At 62.4% G+C, this 14,720-nt stretch carries 14 protein-coding genes; 5 read left to right on the forward strand and 9 right to left on the reverse strand.

Translation table 11 applies throughout. The features are described 5' to 3' along the window. Window positions 1–139: 139 nt before the first annotated feature. The 5 genes from ycaC to ACI512_RS22430 form a co-directional block, all read right to left on the reverse strand. Window positions 140–757, reverse strand: a complete 618-nt coding sequence (ycaC, locus tag ACI512_RS22410; RefSeq protein WP_012724846.1) for an isochorismate family cysteine hydrolase YcaC — start codon at window positions 755–757, stop codon at window positions 140–142. A 28-nt stretch (window positions 758–785) separates the two neighbouring features. Then, window positions 786–2,624, reverse strand: coding sequence for an amidohydrolase (locus ACI512_RS22415; protein ID WP_046036777.1), 1,839 nt, complete (start codon window positions 2,622–2,624; stop codon window positions 786–788). Continuing rightward, complete coding sequence (locus ACI512_RS22420) at window positions 2,621–3,211, reverse strand: antibiotic biosynthesis monooxygenase (RefSeq protein WP_102060820.1); 591 nt, start codon at window positions 3,209–3,211, stop codon at window positions 2,621–2,623. Before ACI512_RS22420 ends, ACI512_RS22415 begins: the two co-directional genes overlap by 4 nt. A 168-nt stretch (window positions 3,212–3,379) precedes the next feature. Then, window positions 3,380–4,348 carry a hypothetical protein gene (locus ACI512_RS22425; protein ID WP_231808194.1) on the reverse strand — a complete coding sequence of 323 codons (969 nt, stop codon included), beginning with the start codon at window positions 4,346–4,348 and terminating at the stop codon, window positions 3,380–3,382. A 150-nt stretch (window positions 4,349–4,498) separates the two neighbouring features. Beyond that, the gene (locus tag ACI512_RS22430; RefSeq protein ID WP_012724850.1) at window positions 4,499–5,407 is read right to left on the reverse strand and encodes a LysR family transcriptional regulator; all 909 of its coding nucleotides are present in this window, start codon (window positions 5,405–5,407) and stop codon (window positions 4,499–4,501) included. A gap of 204 nt (window positions 5,408–5,611) precedes the next feature. On the opposite strand from ACI512_RS22430, the gene ACI512_RS22435 reads away from it, so the two are divergent. Both ACI512_RS22435 and ACI512_RS22440 read left to right on the forward strand, forming a co-directional pair. Then, window positions 5,612–6,010: a helix-turn-helix domain-containing protein gene (locus tag ACI512_RS22435; RefSeq protein WP_043205510.1), complete on the forward strand. Its 399-nt coding sequence runs from the start codon at window positions 5,612–5,614 to the stop codon at window positions 6,008–6,010. Between the two features lie 57 nt (window positions 6,011–6,067). Beyond that, window positions 6,068–8,830, forward strand: a complete 2,763-nt coding sequence (locus tag ACI512_RS22440) for a winged helix-turn-helix domain-containing protein (RefSeq protein WP_236380296.1) — start codon at window positions 6,068–6,070, stop codon at window positions 8,828–8,830. Here ACI512_RS22440 and ACI512_RS22445 read toward each other — a convergent pair. Both ACI512_RS22445 and ACI512_RS22450 read right to left on the reverse strand, forming a co-directional pair. Further along, complete coding sequence (locus ACI512_RS22445; protein ID WP_236380295.1) at window positions 8,777–10,300, reverse strand: winged helix-turn-helix domain-containing protein; 1,524 nt, start codon at window positions 10,298–10,300, stop codon at window positions 8,777–8,779. The genes ACI512_RS22440 and ACI512_RS22445 overlap by 54 nt on opposite strands. Before the next feature lie 95 nt (window positions 10,301–10,395). After that, complete coding sequence (locus ACI512_RS22450; protein ID WP_043205512.1) at window positions 10,396–11,346, reverse strand: GlxA family transcriptional regulator; 951 nt, start codon at window positions 11,344–11,346, stop codon at window positions 10,396–10,398. 180 nt (window positions 11,347–11,526) lie between these two features. On the opposite strand from ACI512_RS22450, the gene ACI512_RS22455 reads away from it, so the two are divergent. After that, on the forward strand, window positions 11,527–12,249 hold the full coding sequence (locus ACI512_RS22455; RefSeq protein WP_046036771.1) for a pirin family protein: 723 nt from the start codon (window positions 11,527–11,529) through the stop codon (window positions 12,247–12,249). 145 nt (window positions 12,250–12,394) lie between these two features. Beyond that, complete coding sequence (locus ACI512_RS22460) at window positions 12,395–12,703, forward strand: hypothetical protein (RefSeq protein WP_236380294.1); 309 nt, start codon at window positions 12,395–12,397, stop codon at window positions 12,701–12,703. A gap of 170 nt (window positions 12,704–12,873) precedes the next feature. On the opposite strand, the gene ACI512_RS22465 is transcribed toward ACI512_RS22460, so the two are convergent. After that, window positions 12,874–13,833: a GlxA family transcriptional regulator gene (locus tag ACI512_RS22465; protein WP_012724855.1), complete on the reverse strand. Its 960-nt coding sequence runs from the start codon at window positions 13,831–13,833 to the stop codon at window positions 12,874–12,876. Window positions 13,834–13,942: 109 nt separating this feature from the next. On the opposite strand from ACI512_RS22465, the gene ACI512_RS22470 reads away from it, so the two are divergent. Next, entirely contained in the window at window positions 13,943–14,485 is a 543-nt protein-coding gene (locus tag ACI512_RS22470) for an acyl-CoA thioesterase (protein WP_012724856.1), read from the forward strand. Between the two features lie 10 nt (window positions 14,486–14,495). Here the strand turns inward: ACI512_RS22470 and ACI512_RS22475 are convergent, their stop codons facing one another. Continuing rightward, window positions 14,496–14,696, reverse strand: a complete 201-nt coding sequence (locus tag ACI512_RS22475) for a hypothetical protein (protein ID WP_236380293.1) — start codon at window positions 14,694–14,696, stop codon at window positions 14,496–14,498. Between the last annotated feature and the right edge of the window lie 24 nt (window positions 14,697–14,720).

Below are 14,720 nucleotides of genomic sequence, written 5' to 3' on the forward strand. Positions count from 1 at the left end.
GTCGCCGCACCACAAATCGAAATGTGGGAGGGGGCTTGCTCCCGATAGCGGTGGGTCAGTCAAAGAAATTTAGACTGAAGCACCGTCATCGGGAGCAAGCCCCCTCCCACAAGGGATTACCGACAGACTTGAGAGCAGGTTATTTGGCAGTAAACGCCGAGTAGCTGTTCATCAGGTTGCGGTAGTTGGGAATGCGCGGCGACAGCAGGTTGGCCAGGCCTTCCATGTCGTTGCGCCAGTCCACTTGCAGCTCGCAGGCCACGGCGAACCAGTTCACCAGTTGCGCACCGGCAGCGGTCATGCGTGCCCAGGCAGCCTGTTGCACGGTTTCATTGAAGGTGCCCGACGCGTCGGTGACCACGAATACCTCAAAGCCTTCGTCGAGGGCGCACAGGGTCGGGAACGCAACGCACACATCCGTCACCACACCGGCAATGATGATTTGCTTGCGGCCGGTCGCCTTGACCGCCTTGACGAAATCTTCGTTGTCCCAGGCGTTGATCTGGCCAGGGCGGGCGATGTACGGCGCGTCCGGGAACAGGGCCTTGAGCTCGGGAACCAGTGGGCCGTTAGGACCGCCTTCAAAACTGGTGGTCAGGATGGTCGGCAGGTTGAAGAACTTGGCGACGTCGGCCAGGGCCAGCACGTTGTTCTTGAACTCGTTCGGGGAGAAGTCCTGTACCAGGGAGATCAGGCCAGTCTGGTGATCGACCAACAGTACGACAGCGTCATCTTTGTTCAAACGTTTGTAAGCCATGGGAATATCTCCTAACGGGTTTGGGAAATCAGAACGCAAAGCACGAGCAGCCGAACGCACCCCAGAATCCCTGGAAGTCGCTGACCGGCACGCTGGAAAGGCGCGCTTTTTCGTGGCTGTGGGCGTGCACGCCGCACGGGCCGCTGCACTGGTGAACCTGTGCCTGCAAGGGCGAAGTCGGGCGCCAATGACCCGGCACCTTGACCACCGGCGACCAGTCCGGCAGCACCGGCACACGCGGCGGTGCGAAGTCTTCGAAGTCGCCGGCGCCGTAGACCACCTTGCCGCCGACCACGGTGAGTACCGACTCAATCCACTTGATGGCTTCTTCGTCGACGCTGAAGAAGTCCGCCGACAGGGCCGCCACGTCCGCCAACTGGCCGACCTTGATCTGGCCCTTCTTGCCCTGCTCGGACGAGAACCAGGCGCTGCCATGGGTGAACAATTCCAGCGCGGTGAGGCGCGGCAGGCCTTCGGCGTGCAGTTCCAGGCCGCCGACGGTGCGGCCGCTGACCATCCAGTACAACGAGGTCCAGGGGTTGTAGCTCGACACCCGCGTGGCGTCGGTGCCCGCCCCTACCGGCACGCCTTCGGCAAGCATGCGCTTGATCGGCGGCGTGGCTTCGGCCGCCTTGGCGCCGTAACGCTCGACGAAGTATTCGCCCTGGAACGCCATGCGGTCCTGGATCGCAATACCGCCGCCAAGGGCGCGTACACGCTCGATGTTTTTCGGGGTGATGGTCTCGGCGTGGTCGAAGAACCACGGCAAGCCGTTGAACGGGATGTCACGGTTGACCTTCTCGAACACGTCGAGCATGCGTGAGATGGACTCGTCATAGGTGGCGTGCAAGCGGAACGGCCAACGCTGCTCCACCAGATGGCGCACCACCGGCTCCAGTTCCTGCTCCATGGTCAGCGGCAGGTCCGGGCGTGGCTCAAGGAAGTCTTCGAAGTCGGCCGCCGAGAACACCAGCATCTCGCCGGCGCCGTTGTGGCGCAGGTAGTCATCGCCCTGGTGCAGGGTGACGCTGCCGGTCCAGTGCTTGAAGTCGCTGAGTTCTTCCTTGGGCTTCTGGGTGAACAGGTTGTAGGCGATGCGTACCGTCAGTTGTTCGTCCTTGGCCAGTTGCTCGATCACCGCGTAGTCATCGGGGTAGTTCTGGAAACCACCGCCGGCATCGATGGCGCTGGTGAGCCCCAGGCGATTGAGTTCACGCATGAACTGGCGGGTCGAGTTGACCTGGTATTCCAGCGGCAGTTTCGGGCCCTTGGCCAGGGTCGAATACAGGATCATCGCGTTCGGCCGTGCCACCAGCATGCCGGTGGGGTTGCCGTTGCTGTCCCGCACGATCTCGCCGCCCGGCGGGTTGGGTGTGTCCTTGGTGTAGCCGGCCACGCGCAGGGCGGCACGGTTGAGCAAGGCGCGGTCGTACAGGTGCAGCACGAATACGGGAGTGTCAGGCGCCGCCTGGTTCAACTCTTCCAGGGTCGGCATGCGCTTTTCGGCAAACTGGAATTCGTTCCAGCCACCCACCACGCGCACCCATTGCGGGGTGGGCGTACGGTCGGCCTGGTCCTTGAGCATGCGCAGGGCATCGGCCAGGGACGGCACGCCTTCCCAGCGCAGTTCGAGGTTGTAGTTCAAGCCGCCACGGATGAGGTGCAGGTGCGAGTCATTGAGGCCGGGGATGACGGTGCGGCCCTTGAGGTCGATGACCTGGGTGCCACTGCCGCGCAGGGCCATGGCCTCACCGTCGGTGCCCACGGCGACAAAGCGCCCCTGGCTGATGGCGACGGCGGTTGCGCGCGGGTTTTCACGGTCCACGGTGTGGAACTGGCCATTGAACAGAATCAGATCGGCGTTCATAGGGTTTCCTTTACAGAGGCTTCAAGCCAGGGAGCGAACAGGCGGGTGGCCGCCGGCATCAGCAGGTAGACCACCAATACAACGATCGTCACGGTGACCAGGAAGGTGGCGACCACGTAGTTGGAGAGGAACGGGTGCAGGCGCAGAACCGGGCCCCACACGATGGGTACCAGCAGGGTCAGCGGCAGGATCACGCACAGGGTGACCACTGCTTGCTTCCAACGGGGAGGTTTGGCGGCGCTGTCGGCCAGTGGTGCGAACCAGAATTCATTGACCGCGCCGATTTCAGTTTTGTCGCCATCGGCCAGCAAGGGGGAGGCTTCGTCGATCAGCGATTTGCGCTCGGGGGAATCAAGCCAGGTTTCCAGGTCATCGGTGGAGCGGTAACGCAACACACAGGTGAACAGCGCCAGCTTGCCCTGCTTGCCGCGCACCACGTCGACACCCAGGTGGCCGGGGCGCGCGCCGGCGATCCGCACGATGCGACGCAGCCAGGCTTCGTAGTCGGTTTCGCGGCCTTGTTTGATCAGGTGCTTGACGACCAAGGTGACGACTTCGTCGGGGCTGGTTTTGGGTGTTGGGTCCATGGCTGTGTATTCCCACCTGCAGAGTTGAGCGATGGAGGGAGTGTGGTTGGGATTGGGGCCGGGGAATTGGATGTATGTGCTGTTTGACGTGGCGGCTCGCGGGCCAATCGATTCGACAAGGCAAAAAAAACCGGAAGGCCGCAGGGGCCTTCCGGTTTTTGTTACGTGTCAGGCCTTAGCGCCGTAACCCGCGCCCTGAAACGTAAAATAGACTTCCTGACCTTTACCCGCCACTTTGGTAACTTCCTGATCACCGATCATCGCGTTTTTGTACCGACCATAGAACCCGTCACTCCTGACTTCACCCGCCTTGACCGTGCCGTCAGCCTCCGTCGTGAAGGGTGCGAAAAAACTGCCGCGCGTCGGTGCGATCTGGGAGCTTCGGCTGATATCGGCACCGTAGTGCTCGACAAACCCTGTGTTACGGGCCGCAAACACAAACTTCTGGTCGACATCAAGGTCTTCGACATGCTGCTTTATCCCAGGGTGAGCGGGGTCCGTGACATCCTGAATATAGCCCTTCAGCCTCTGGGGGTTGTCAGGGTCTCGGGTCACCGTCAGGTTATATTTATGACCAAACTCAAAATCGACCAGTGTGCTATTGCTGCCTCCTTCCCCCCCATCCGCCTCGGCACGGCCTTTGGGCGCACTGAAGTGCGAACCAAAACCGGAAAACATCACCAGCGCCTTGCCATCCTGCCGTGGCTGAATCCCGATATAGCCGCCATCAAGAGATTTACCTTGCTCATTGCTGACGTCGAACAGCATCGCGTAATAAATCCCAGGGTCCTGGGCCGTCTTTCGTTGGAGGCCCTCGTCAATGATCATTGGAAACGTAATGTTGTTCAGCCCGGAGCCGGCGACAGGAATTGAGTAACTCACAGCAAACAGCCCGTTGGGTGAGGTGGCCTCTTTCTTAATCTCAAGTTTCGGATCGTCGACCCTGTCTAACCTTGAGGCCTCAACCGTCCTCGACGACGAACCCGGCGTGACTGCCACCTCTCTTCTTGAACGCGTGACGGGTGTATCCGACGCGATCACAGGGCCGTTCAGTTGTTCCACCGGCGGCGGCACGGGCACATTAGGAGAAGGCTCTGCCACTGTTTGTGGGATAAATTGCGGTCTTTGAATATGCATATCAGCGACAAGCCTCCTCTGGAAAAGTTAACCCATGCTAGAAGGTCGTCACCCACGCAGGCTGCCGGAAACAACGCTCAGAAGGACAAGACTTTGCTTAACGTCGATGCCGATCAGATTCAAATTATTGCGGCTGTCTGCCAACCACACCTAAAGCGCCCTCGACATATGCTCCGCAATCCGCCCCCGTAGCCAACGCTCCGCCGGATCATTGTCATGCACCCCGCTCCACACCATCGACAACTCCGCGGCATCAATGGCAAAGGGTGGGTCCTGCGCGCGTATCGCAGTGCCCTCGGTCAACGCACAGGCCGCATAATCCGGCACCGTCGCAATAATCTGCGTACCCGCGAGCAACGCCCGCAGCCCGCTGAACTGCGGCACCGCCAACACCACTCGCCGTGCCCGGCCGATACGCGCCAGGTCCAGATCAATGTTGCCGCTCAAGTCCCCGGAAAACGACACCATCGCATGGGGCCGCTCGCAGTAGTCGTCCAGGGTCAGCGGCTCAACACCATCATCCCCACGCAGTACCTTGCAAGGGATATCCCGCAGTTTCTTGCGCTTGGCATTCGCCGGCAATTCGGTGGTGTAGCTCACGCCCACCGTGATCTCGCCACTGGCCAATAACGACGACATCAACAGGTAATTGGCGCGGCGCACCACCACGACGATGCCTGGGGCTTCTTCGCGCAGTTGGCTGAGCAACGGCGGGAACAGGCCGAACTCGGCGTCGTCGGACAGGCCGATGCGGAACACTGCGCAGCTGGTAGACGGGTCGAAATCCTTGGCGCGGCTGACAGCACCCGAAATGATGTCCATGGCCGGCTGCAACTCCTTGAGTATCGCCACGGCACGCGGCGTGGGCTCCATGCCCCGCCCGTTGCGCAGCAGCAACGGGTCGTCGAACAAATCGCGCAAGCGCCCCAGCGCCGCGCTCACCGCCGGTTGGCCCATAAAGAGTTTTTCGGCGACCCGGGTCAGGTTCTTTTCGAACATCAACGCTTCGAAAATCACCAGCAGGTTCATGTCGACGCGGCGCAGGTCGTTGCGGTTCATGGTGGTATCCAAACGGTTGGCAAGCGCACAGAGAAGCACGCGGAGCGCTGGCGCGATTGCACGTCTGTGCTGTCTTTTCCGCGTACGTACCTGGCGAAATTAACAACGATTAACTCGTCAGCCAGGCGGTCCGGCAACAAGATTAGCGGCGTCTACACTGCACCCATTCACCGGGAACGCTCCCATCGACTGCGGATTTTCGTCATGGCCCGACTTGAGCAGCATGCTCCTCGCTTATCCGCTACCGGCGGTCTATGCCCCCGGCGCGAGCGTATCGCCAAGCAATTGATCCTCGCCAACCTCGGCGAAAGCCTGGCCATTGCCGACCTGGCCCAGGCCTGCGCGTTGTCGCGCAGCCATTTTTCCCGCGCGTTCAAGTGCACCACCGGGCTGTCGCCGCAGGAGTGGATTCGCGAGCAGCGCATCCAACGGGCCAAGGAACTGATCACCGGTTCGCGCCTGAGCCTGACGCAAATCAGCCTGGAATGCGGGTTTTGCGACCAGGCGCATTTCTGCCATATGTTCACCCGCAGCGAAGGGGTCAACCCGATGACCTGGCGAAATCACCAATTGCGTCACAAGCCTCAAGTGATTGCAGCCTAGTGGTCCGCACGTACCTGGAATATGCTGGCCGCTTCCCCCTCCACGAACAGGGTCTCCATGAGTGACCTCAGCGACCAGGCCGTGCATTTCGGCCCCTACCGCATCCACCCGCGCCAACGCCTGGTGCTGGAGGCGGGTCGTCCGTTGCGGCTGGGGCGACGTGCGGTGGATATCCTGCTGATCCTGCTGGAGCAGGCCGGCAATGTGGTGAGCAAGCAAGAGTTGATCGCCCGTGTCTGGCCCAAAAGCGTGGTGGAAGATGGCAACCTGCGAGTGCACATGGCAGCCTTGCGCAAGGCCTTGGGCGATGGCCAGGCCGGGCAGCGCTATATCGTCACCGTGGCCCAGCGTGGCTACAGTTTTGTTGCGCCACTGAGCATCGAGCCGATGACGCTACCCACCGAGGGCGCCCCCCAACGCCCGTGCCACAACCTGCCGTTGCGCCGCACCCGCATGATCGGCCGCCAGGCCCTGATCGACAGCCTGGTTCAGAACCTGCCCGCGCAACGCTTTATCACTCTGACCGGCGCCGGCGGCATCGGCAAGACCACCGTCGCCCTGCGCGTGGCGGAATTGCTGATCGGGCATTACCGCGACGGTATACGCCTGCTGGACCTGGCGCCGCTCAGCGCGGCGTCGATGATCCTGCCCAATCTCGCCGCCCTGCTCGACCTCACCCACGCAGAACAAGAGCCGCTGGTCACGTTTGCGCGCAGCCTGCAGGAGCGCCAGTTGCTGCTGGTGATCGACAACTGCGAGCACCTGCTGGACGACATCGCCCTGATCAGCGAAACCCTGCTGCGCCACGCGCCCCGCTTGCACATCCTGGCCACCAGCCGCGAGGCCTTGCGCGCCGAGGGCGAGTACGTGCAGCGCCTGGAACCGCTGGCCTGCCCTCCGGCCACCGGTAACCGCGCCCAGGCGCTGGGCTACCCGGCCCTGCAACTGTTGATCGAGCGGGCCATGTCCCATCAGGACAGCTTTGAATTAAGCGAAGCCGAACTGCCACTGGCGATTGATATCTGCCAACGCCTGGACGGCATCCCCCTGGCCATCGAGTTGGTCGCGGCGCAGATCGAACGCTTTGGCCTGCCCGGACTGCTGGTGCAGATGGAGGATAATTTCCGCTTGCTCACCCGTGGCAGGCGCAACGCACTGCCCCGCCATCAAACCCTGCGCGCCACGCTGGACTGGAGCTTTGAGCTGCTGACGGCCTGCGAGCAGATCTGCCTGCGCCGGCTGGCGGTGTTCCGGGGCGGGTTCAGCCTGGCCAGCGCGGCGGCGGTGATCGCCGGGGAACAGGTCGCACCCGCCGAGGTGCTGGGTTCAATCACCCAGTTGGTCGCCAAGTCCTTGCTCAATGTGGAGGTCGGTGATGACGAGATGGTCTATCGCCTGCTGGATATCACGCGCACCTACGCCCTGGAAAAACTCAGCGTCGCCGATGAGCTCGATGCCACCCGCGGGCGCCATGCCGAGCGCTGCCTGGCGCTGATGGAGCAAGCGCGCGAGGACTGGCAATTGATCGCCACCCAACCCTGGATCGACCGCTATGCGCCGCTGCGTGAAGACATCCGCTCGGCCCTCGACTGGGGGCTCGCGCAAGGGGGCGAACACTTGCTGGCAATCCGCTTGACGGTCAGCGCCATGCCACTGTGGCAAGAGTTGTCGTTACTCAGGGAGCACCGTTTGTATGTGGACCAGGCGTTGGCGCTGATGAGCCGGGCCGCCTCGCCCTGCCCGCGCTTGACGATGCAACTGCAATTGGCGCTGGGCAGCCTGTCCTATCACGCCATGGGCGGTGCCCCGCAGACCATCGCCGCGTTTGTCAGCGCCCGCCGCCTGGCCGAGGAGCGCCAGGACGTCGCGGGTCAATTGCGCGCGGTCTCCGGGCATATGGCGGTGAACCTGTGTGCAGGCCTGTATCGCCAGGCACTGGCGCAGAGCGAGCTGTTCGATCGCCTCGACCCGCGCACCGACCCGCAACTGGACGTCAGTGCCCAGCGCCTGCGCGTACTGGCGCAGCACTACAACGGCAATCAGGCGCTCGCCCGGCACAATGCTGAGCAAGTGATCCAACGCATGGCGCACAGCGGCCACCTCAATCGGTTCGCCCACGGCATTGGCGTGCAATACGACCAGAGCGTGGCCTCACTGACGGTGTTGGCGCGGATCCTGTGGCTGCAGGGTTTTCCCGAGCAAGCCTGGCGTACCGCCAGCCAGGCATTGGCGTTGGCGCTGCAGATCAATCACGGCACCTCCATCTGCTACACCCTGGCCCTGGCAGGCGTGGTCATCGCCCGTTACAACGGTGACGAGCACGCCGCCCAGAGCCTGCAAGCGTTGTTGCTGGAACACGCGCACAAGCACTCGGTGCAGTTGTTTCAGACCTGGGCGGGGCACTATGCCGGCATCCTGGGGCACCAGGATCTGCAAGGCTTGGGGCTGATCGAGGACATCCTGATCACGCTGGGTGCACACACCGTGGATGACCCAGGGTTTGAACGCGCACGCACGGGCGGCGCGGGCTGGTGCGCAGCGGAAATCCTGCGGGTACGCGCCGCAATCATCGCGGATCCCCGTGCGCGCGAAACGCTGCTGCTCGACGCCCTCGGGCTGGCGCACCAGCAAGGCGCGCTGGCCTGGGAGCTACGCTGCGCGACGTCGTTGGCGCAGCTGTGGCAGACCCAAGGTCGCCTGCAGGCTGCACGCGACGTGCTGGGTTCGGTCTATGCGCGCTTTACCGAAGGCTTTGCCACCCCGGACCTAGTCCGCGTACGCCGCCTGCTCGACGAGTTGCAAGACAAACGGCCGGCCTGAGAACGGCCCCAAGTAATGCCCATCGCCCTGCTGCAACCGTGCCACCTGCACCGGGTCACGCAGGTGGGCCAGCGCATAGCTGCGCACGCAGTTGAGCAGGCGATAACGCGAATGGCCCGGGCCGGGTTCAAGGGTCAGCAATGAGGTATCCACCAGACGCCCCAGCAGGTAGGACAGGTCGGCATGTTCCAGCTCCGAGCCAGCGACCAGCTCGCTCAGGGTGGGTAAGGTCACCGCCATCTTGAACAACCCCAATTGCAAGAACAGCCAGCGCTCCGGCAGGCTCAGCCGCTGGTAGGTCCAGTCCAGGGCTGCGATCAGCGATTGGTGGCGCTCCACTGCCGTGCGACGGCCTCGGGTCAGCACCTGCAAACCCTTGCACAATTGCTGCTGCAAGCCACGCACGCCCAGGGCATCCACTTGGGCCGCGGCCAGCTCCAGTGCGAGAGGGAGACCATCGAGGCGTCGGCAGATATCACGCAGCGGCGCCAAGTCCTGGAGCCGCAACACAAACCCCTGTTGCCCGGCGCTTGCCCGCGCCACGAACAGTTGTACAGCCGGGTAGGCCATGGCGTGTTCGACACTGCCCAGCGCCGACGGTGCAGGCACCGCCAACCGGGGCACGCGCTGCACCCATTCGCCCGGGACATGCAAGGCTTCACGACTGCTGAGCAGCACGCTGACCTGGGGGGCTGTTTCACGTAGCACGCGCACCAGGTGCCGGCAGGCGCCAAGCAGCAAGTCGGCACCATCCAGCACCAGCAATAGCTGACGGGAGGCCAATTGACGGCACAGCTGTGTGGCGTTGGCGCTGGGTTCAAGGTGCAGCGCCGTGGCCAGGTGGCGCAGCATGGTCATCGGCGCCTCCACCGTGGCCAGGTCGACCCACCACACGCCGTCCCGGTAACGCGGCAATACCCGTTCGGCCAACGCCAGGGCCAGGGTACTCTTGCCGACACCGGCGCACCCGGTCAGGGTCATCAGGTAATGCCCGGACAGGCGTCGCGCCAGTACGCCCAACAACGCCTCACAGCCGATCACCGCACTGAGGCGTGCCGCCAGGTTGTGTCGGGGTGTCATGGCAGGCATGGCCCCCTGCACCTTGGCGGCGAAGCAATAGCCACGCAGGGGATCGTTGAGGATATAGCGTTGGCCATCGAGGGCGCGGCGCAGTGCCGCAATGTGCACACGCAGGTTGTTTTCTTCCACCACGCTGTCCGGCCACACCCGCTCGATCAAGGTGGACTTGCTGACGTACTGCCCGGGCGTTTCCAACAGCACCGCGAGGATATCCAGCGCACGCCCACCGAGAGGCACCGGCAAGCCTATCTTGCTGACCAACCGCTGTTGCCGGTGAAAGGCATAGATGCCGAAGCGCACCGTGCCATCAACGTCAATCGCCTGAGGGTTGTTCATGTCTGTCATCGCGCTGAAACACCCGGCCTTGGGCGCCTGCGCATCCTTTTCCATGGGCTTGACGCTATCTTGCCAGCTACCAATGACAGGACAATGCTGGCACGGGGAGCGATACGGACAATCGAGTGCGCCAGACGGACATTCTGTCGTTAACTGAACTGTTGTCGGTATTGGGTCGGGTTGAGACCGAGTTTTTCACTGAACAGAAAGCGCATATGCCGCACGCTGCCGAAGCCTGCGTGGAAGGCCACGGTCTTGAGCGGCAGGTCGGTGGACTCCAGCAACTGCCGGGCACGGTCGATGCGCGCGCCTTGCAAGAAGGCCATCGGCGTCATCTGCACCTCCCTGGCAAACAGCCGTGCAAAGTGGCGAGCGCTCATGCCGGCCAGCTCAGCCATGGATTCGATGGTGAACGGCTGGTCCAGGTGCGCCAGCACGTGGTTCTGCACGCGGGTGATCGCGGTTTCCTGGGGTGCCACGGCAGCCGTCATCGGGCTGAACTGCGCTTGGCCGCCCTGGCGTTTCATCACCACCAGCAGCACCTTGGCCACTTCCACCGCGACTTGCTTGCCGTGGTCCTGGGCAACGATCGATAACGCCAGGTCGATCCCGGCCGTCACCCCGCCCGAGGTGATCAGCCGCCCGTCCTGCAGGTAAATGCGATCGGTCTCGACGATCGCCTTGGGGAACGCCTTGATCAGCCGCTCGGTGTAGTGCCAGTGGGTGGTCACACGGTGATTGTCCAGCAGGCCGGCATGCCCGAGCACAAAGGCACCGGTGCAGATCGAACCAAAGCGTGTGGCGCGAGGTGCAGCCTCTTTGAGCCACGGCAACAACGCGGGGTGGCATTCGTTGTAGGCGCCGGGGCCACCGGGAACGAGTAACAGGTCGTAGGCGTCGTGCGCCTGGTCCAGCAACAGGTCGGCCTGCACCACGACGCCATTGGAGGCACGCAAGGGGCCAGGTTCGGTGCCGAGGGTGAGGATCTGGTAATGCGCCGCCGCCGGCAGGTAGCGGTTGGCAATCGAAAACACTTCCAGCGGCCCGGCCATGTCGAGCAGGAGGAAGTCCGGAAACAGCGCCATGGCCACGGTTTTCATAAACACAAAGATCCATCGAGAAAGAATGCGGCGGGCATTATGACACGTTCGAAACTGTCAACTCAGATGAGACAGTTATTCAGTTTTCATCTTCTTAATGAATTCTACAGTAACCATTAATCTTCTTCTCAACGCAGGAGCCCTGCATCTCGCAGCCCGCTCCCACTTGAGGACAAGACCATGCTGACTCTTCGCAAAGCTTCCGAACGCGGCGCCGCCAATCACGGTTGGTTGAAGTCGTTCCACACCTTCTCGTTCGCCAACTACTGGAACCCGAATGAACAGGGTTTTTCCGACCTGCTGGTGATCAACGATGACCGCGTCGCCGCCGGTAAAGGCTTCGGCCAGCACCCGCACCGCGACATGGAGATTTTCTCCTATGTGCTTGAAGGCGCGCTGGAACACAAGGACACCCTCGGCACCGGTTCGGTGATCCGCCCTGGCGATGTGCAACTGATGAGCGCCGGCAGCGGCGTGGCCCACAGCGAGTTCAACCACAGCCAAAGCCGTGGCGTGCACTTCCTGCAAATCTGGATCGTGCCTGCCGTGGCTGGCGCCGAACCGCGCTATCAGCAGGAGCACTTCAGCGAGGCGCAGAAACGTGGACGCTTGCAGTTGATCATCTCGCCGGACGGCAACGACGGTTCCCTCAGCGTGCGCCAGGACGCACGGGTATATGCCGGGCTGTTCAACGGTGATGAAACCGCCACCCTCGACCTGCCGCCGGATCGCCATGTGTACATCCATGTGGCCCAGGGCAGCGTTGAAGTCAACGGCCAGCGCTTGCAGGAAGGCGATGGCGCCCGAGTGCGGGATGAGCGGCAGATCCGCCTGAGCCAGGGCGAGGACGCCGAAGTGCTGGTGTTCGACCTGCGCCCGCAGGAACTGCCGCAGATGCCATGACGGGCGCTGCGATGGCCCCGTGTACCGGGCCATCGCTGGCATCGATAGTCACCATCAGCGCAATGAAGTTCTCTAAAAAAATGCAACGCGTAACATCAAACCCATACCAGCAACATCCAAACTAAAACACTCGGAGCACACTCTCATGAAACGCCAAATCTTGCTTAGCCTCGCTTTCTCGGTACTCGCTGCAAACGCATTTGCTCACCCTGTTGTCGCTGAAGGCGGTGCGGATCGCCTGATCGAAAGTCGTGTGGCAGAGGGTGGCGCCGACCGCCTGCAAGGCAACCGCGTAGCCGAAGGGGGTTCCGATCGCCTGCTGGAACGCCGTGTCGCTGAAGGCGGTGCTGATCGTCTGCAGGAACGTGGCCTGGCTGAAGGCGGTGCTGATCGTCTGCAGGAACGCGGTCTGGCTGAAGGCGGTGCTGATCGTCTGCAGGGCAACAACGCATAATCCCGCGCTGTTTGCGGGAACCCCAAACCGGCCTGATCAGCCGGTTTTTTTTCGTCTGTTGTTTCTCCCCACAGCGCCGCCCTGTCGATCGGTTGCCGCGTTTCGATACGCTGTGGTGAGGGCGTTTTTGGTCGCGTGTATCGAGGGCGAAGCGCAGCTGCGTCGTTGAATCAAACCGGATGGGCGAGGAATTTCTTGCGATACGCCGCCGGCAACAGGCCCACCCGCTGCTGGAACAGGCGCCGGAACGAGTTGCTGTCTTCGTAGCCCACCGCGTAGGTGATACTTTCCAGCGTCATGCGGGTCGACTCAAGCATCTGCTTGGCCCGTTCCAGGCGCAGGGTTTGCAGGTAGGCAATCGGCGTATAGCCGGTGGCCTCCTTGAAGCGCCGCTTGAAGTTGCGCACACCAAAACCGAAGCGCTGGGCGACCGCGTCGATGACCAGCGGCTCGGCGAAGTGCTGCTCCAGCCAGTGCTGTACCCGCAGGATCTCGCCGTCGCCATGGCTTTTGGGCAGCGACCACATGGCGTACACCGACTGTTCGCTGCGCACAGTATCGATCAACAGGTATTTGCCACAGGTGTGGGCCAGTTCCGGCGAGCCGAAACGCCGAATCAGGTGCAGCATCAAGTCCATCGCCGCACTGGCGCCACCGCAGGTAATCACGCGATTTTCTTCACACAGAAGCTGCGCGTCATCCAGGCTCACGTCCGCGTAGCGACGCCGAAACAGCTCGGCGAACGCCCAGTGGGTGGTGGCGCGCAGGCCTTGCAGCACACCGGTTTCGGCCAGTAAGAACGTCGCGGTACACATCGAAGCCAACACCGCGCCGCGTGCATGCTGCTCGCGCAACCAGGGGCCGTAGGCGGGAAAGCTCGGCAGGGCTTCTTTCAAGGTGAACAGAAAACCTGGGATCAGCACCAGGTCGGTCTGCGCGATCTGCGTCACCGCGCGGTCCACCTGCAAGCGCTGGCCGCCCCAAGCCTCCACGGCCTGGCCGTCCAGGGAGGCGACCACGACTTCAAAAGGTGGGCTGTCGGCAAACAGGTTGGCGGCGCTGAGCATCTCCACCGCCAGGGTGGCGCTGGCGGCGGAACAACGTTCAGCCAGGAGCAAGGTGATGTGCATAAAAGAAACCCGGATTGCGCTTTTCGCATGTAATAAGTCATTTGCGCACCTACCTTAGCCGATTCCGCGCCCTTACAGTGCAGCCATTAATCAACTGCCTGGCGTGTTTATGAATCTCTGGTTTCGCTTGCTCTTCATGCTGTCCCGGCGCCCCTGGCGCAAACCGGCCCATGGCCTGGCCACCACCGTGGTGCGCATGCGGGTCTGGCCGTTGGACTTGGATCTCAACCGGCACGTCACCAATGGCCGCTACTTTTCCCTGGCGGATGTTGCACGCATGGATTTCGTGTTGCGCACCGGCGCGTTTCGCGTGGCGTTGCGCAACAAGGCGCTGCCGATCGTGGGCGATACCTGGGGCAAGTTCCGCCGCGAGTTGAAGCTGTTTGAAGTGTTCGAGGTGCACACCCGCATGCTCGGCTGGGACCATAAGTGGAGCCTGATGGAACACCGCTTTGTCAGCAACGGCCGCGTGGTCGGCGTGGTGGTCATGCGCGGGCTGTTCCGTTCGGCCAAAGGCACCCTGCCCCCGAGTGATTTTGTGCGCGAGCTGGGTTTGGATGAGACGTCGCCGCCAATGCCGCAATGGCTCAGCGACTGGGCGCACAGCTGTGATCAGATGAGTGTGCAGTTGCGGGGGGAGGAGCAGGCGTGAGGGCGGGCGGTTAACGAGCGCCGGCCAATTTTTTCAAGTTGGCTTCGGCGTCCTCCCTGGCAATGTACAGAAAACCTTTGCCCTCTTGCACCTTGAACAGCACCTTCATGGCGACGCCTTTTTCCAGATCATTGCGGGCGGTATTTTCCGAAATATCATAGTCATGGGTAAGCTCCTTGGGCGTGAAGATGCGCCCAGGGTGCTGCAGCATTTTCTTTTCTGAAAATTGAGTTGA

Source organism: Pseudomonas petroselini, from assembly GCF_045037875.1.
GTDB lineage: Bacteria > Pseudomonadota > Gammaproteobacteria > Pseudomonadales > Pseudomonadaceae > Aquipseudomonas > Aquipseudomonas petroselini.

What these genes read in the sequence shown, in the direction of transcription:
- ACI512_RS22415 (WP_046036777.1), bottom strand. Translation starts at nt 2,624, where the DNA reads ATGAACGCCGATCTGATTCTGTTCAATGGCCAGTTCCACACCGTGGAC.
- ACI512_RS22420 (WP_102060820.1), bottom strand. Translation starts at nt 3,211, where the DNA reads ATGGACCCAACACCCAAAACCAGCCCCGACGAAGTCGTCACCTTGGTC.
- ACI512_RS22440 (WP_236380296.1), top strand. Translation starts at nt 6,068, where the DNA reads ATGAGTGACCTCAGCGACCAGGCCGTGCATTTCGGCCCCTACCGCATC.
- ACI512_RS22460 (WP_236380294.1), top strand. Translation starts at nt 12,395, where the DNA reads ATGAAACGCCAAATCTTGCTTAGCCTCGCTTTCTCGGTACTCGCTGCA.
- ACI512_RS22435 (WP_043205510.1), top strand. Translation starts at nt 5,612, where the DNA reads ATGGCCCGACTTGAGCAGCATGCTCCTCGCTTATCCGCTACCGGCGGT.
- ACI512_RS22475 (WP_236380293.1), bottom strand. Translation starts at nt 14,696, where the DNA reads ATGCTGCAGCACCCTGGGCGCATCTTCACGCCCAAGGAGCTTACCCAT.
- ACI512_RS22425 (WP_231808194.1), bottom strand. Translation starts at nt 4,348, where the DNA reads ATGCATATTCAAAGACCGCAATTTATCCCACAAACAGTGGCAGAGCCT.
- ycaC (WP_012724846.1), bottom strand. Translation starts at nt 757, where the DNA reads ATGGCTTACAAACGTTTGAACAAAGATGACGCTGTCGTACTGTTGGTC.
- ACI512_RS22430 (WP_012724850.1), bottom strand. Translation starts at nt 5,407, where the DNA reads ATGAACCGCAACGACCTGCGCCGCGTCGACATGAACCTGCTGGTGATT.
- ACI512_RS22465 (WP_012724855.1), bottom strand. Translation starts at nt 13,833, where the DNA reads ATGCACATCACCTTGCTCCTGGCTGAACGTTGTTCCGCCGCCAGCGCC.
- ACI512_RS22445 (WP_236380295.1), bottom strand. Translation starts at nt 10,300, where the DNA reads ATGGAAAAGGATGCGCAGGCGCCCAAGGCCGGGTGTTTCAGCGCGATG.
- ACI512_RS22450 (WP_043205512.1), bottom strand. Translation starts at nt 11,346, where the DNA reads ATGAAAACCGTGGCCATGGCGCTGTTTCCGGACTTCCTCCTGCTCGAC.
- ACI512_RS22455 (WP_046036771.1), top strand. Translation starts at nt 11,527, where the DNA reads ATGCTGACTCTTCGCAAAGCTTCCGAACGCGGCGCCGCCAATCACGGT.
- ACI512_RS22470 (WP_012724856.1), top strand. Translation starts at nt 13,943, where the DNA reads ATGAATCTCTGGTTTCGCTTGCTCTTCATGCTGTCCCGGCGCCCCTGG.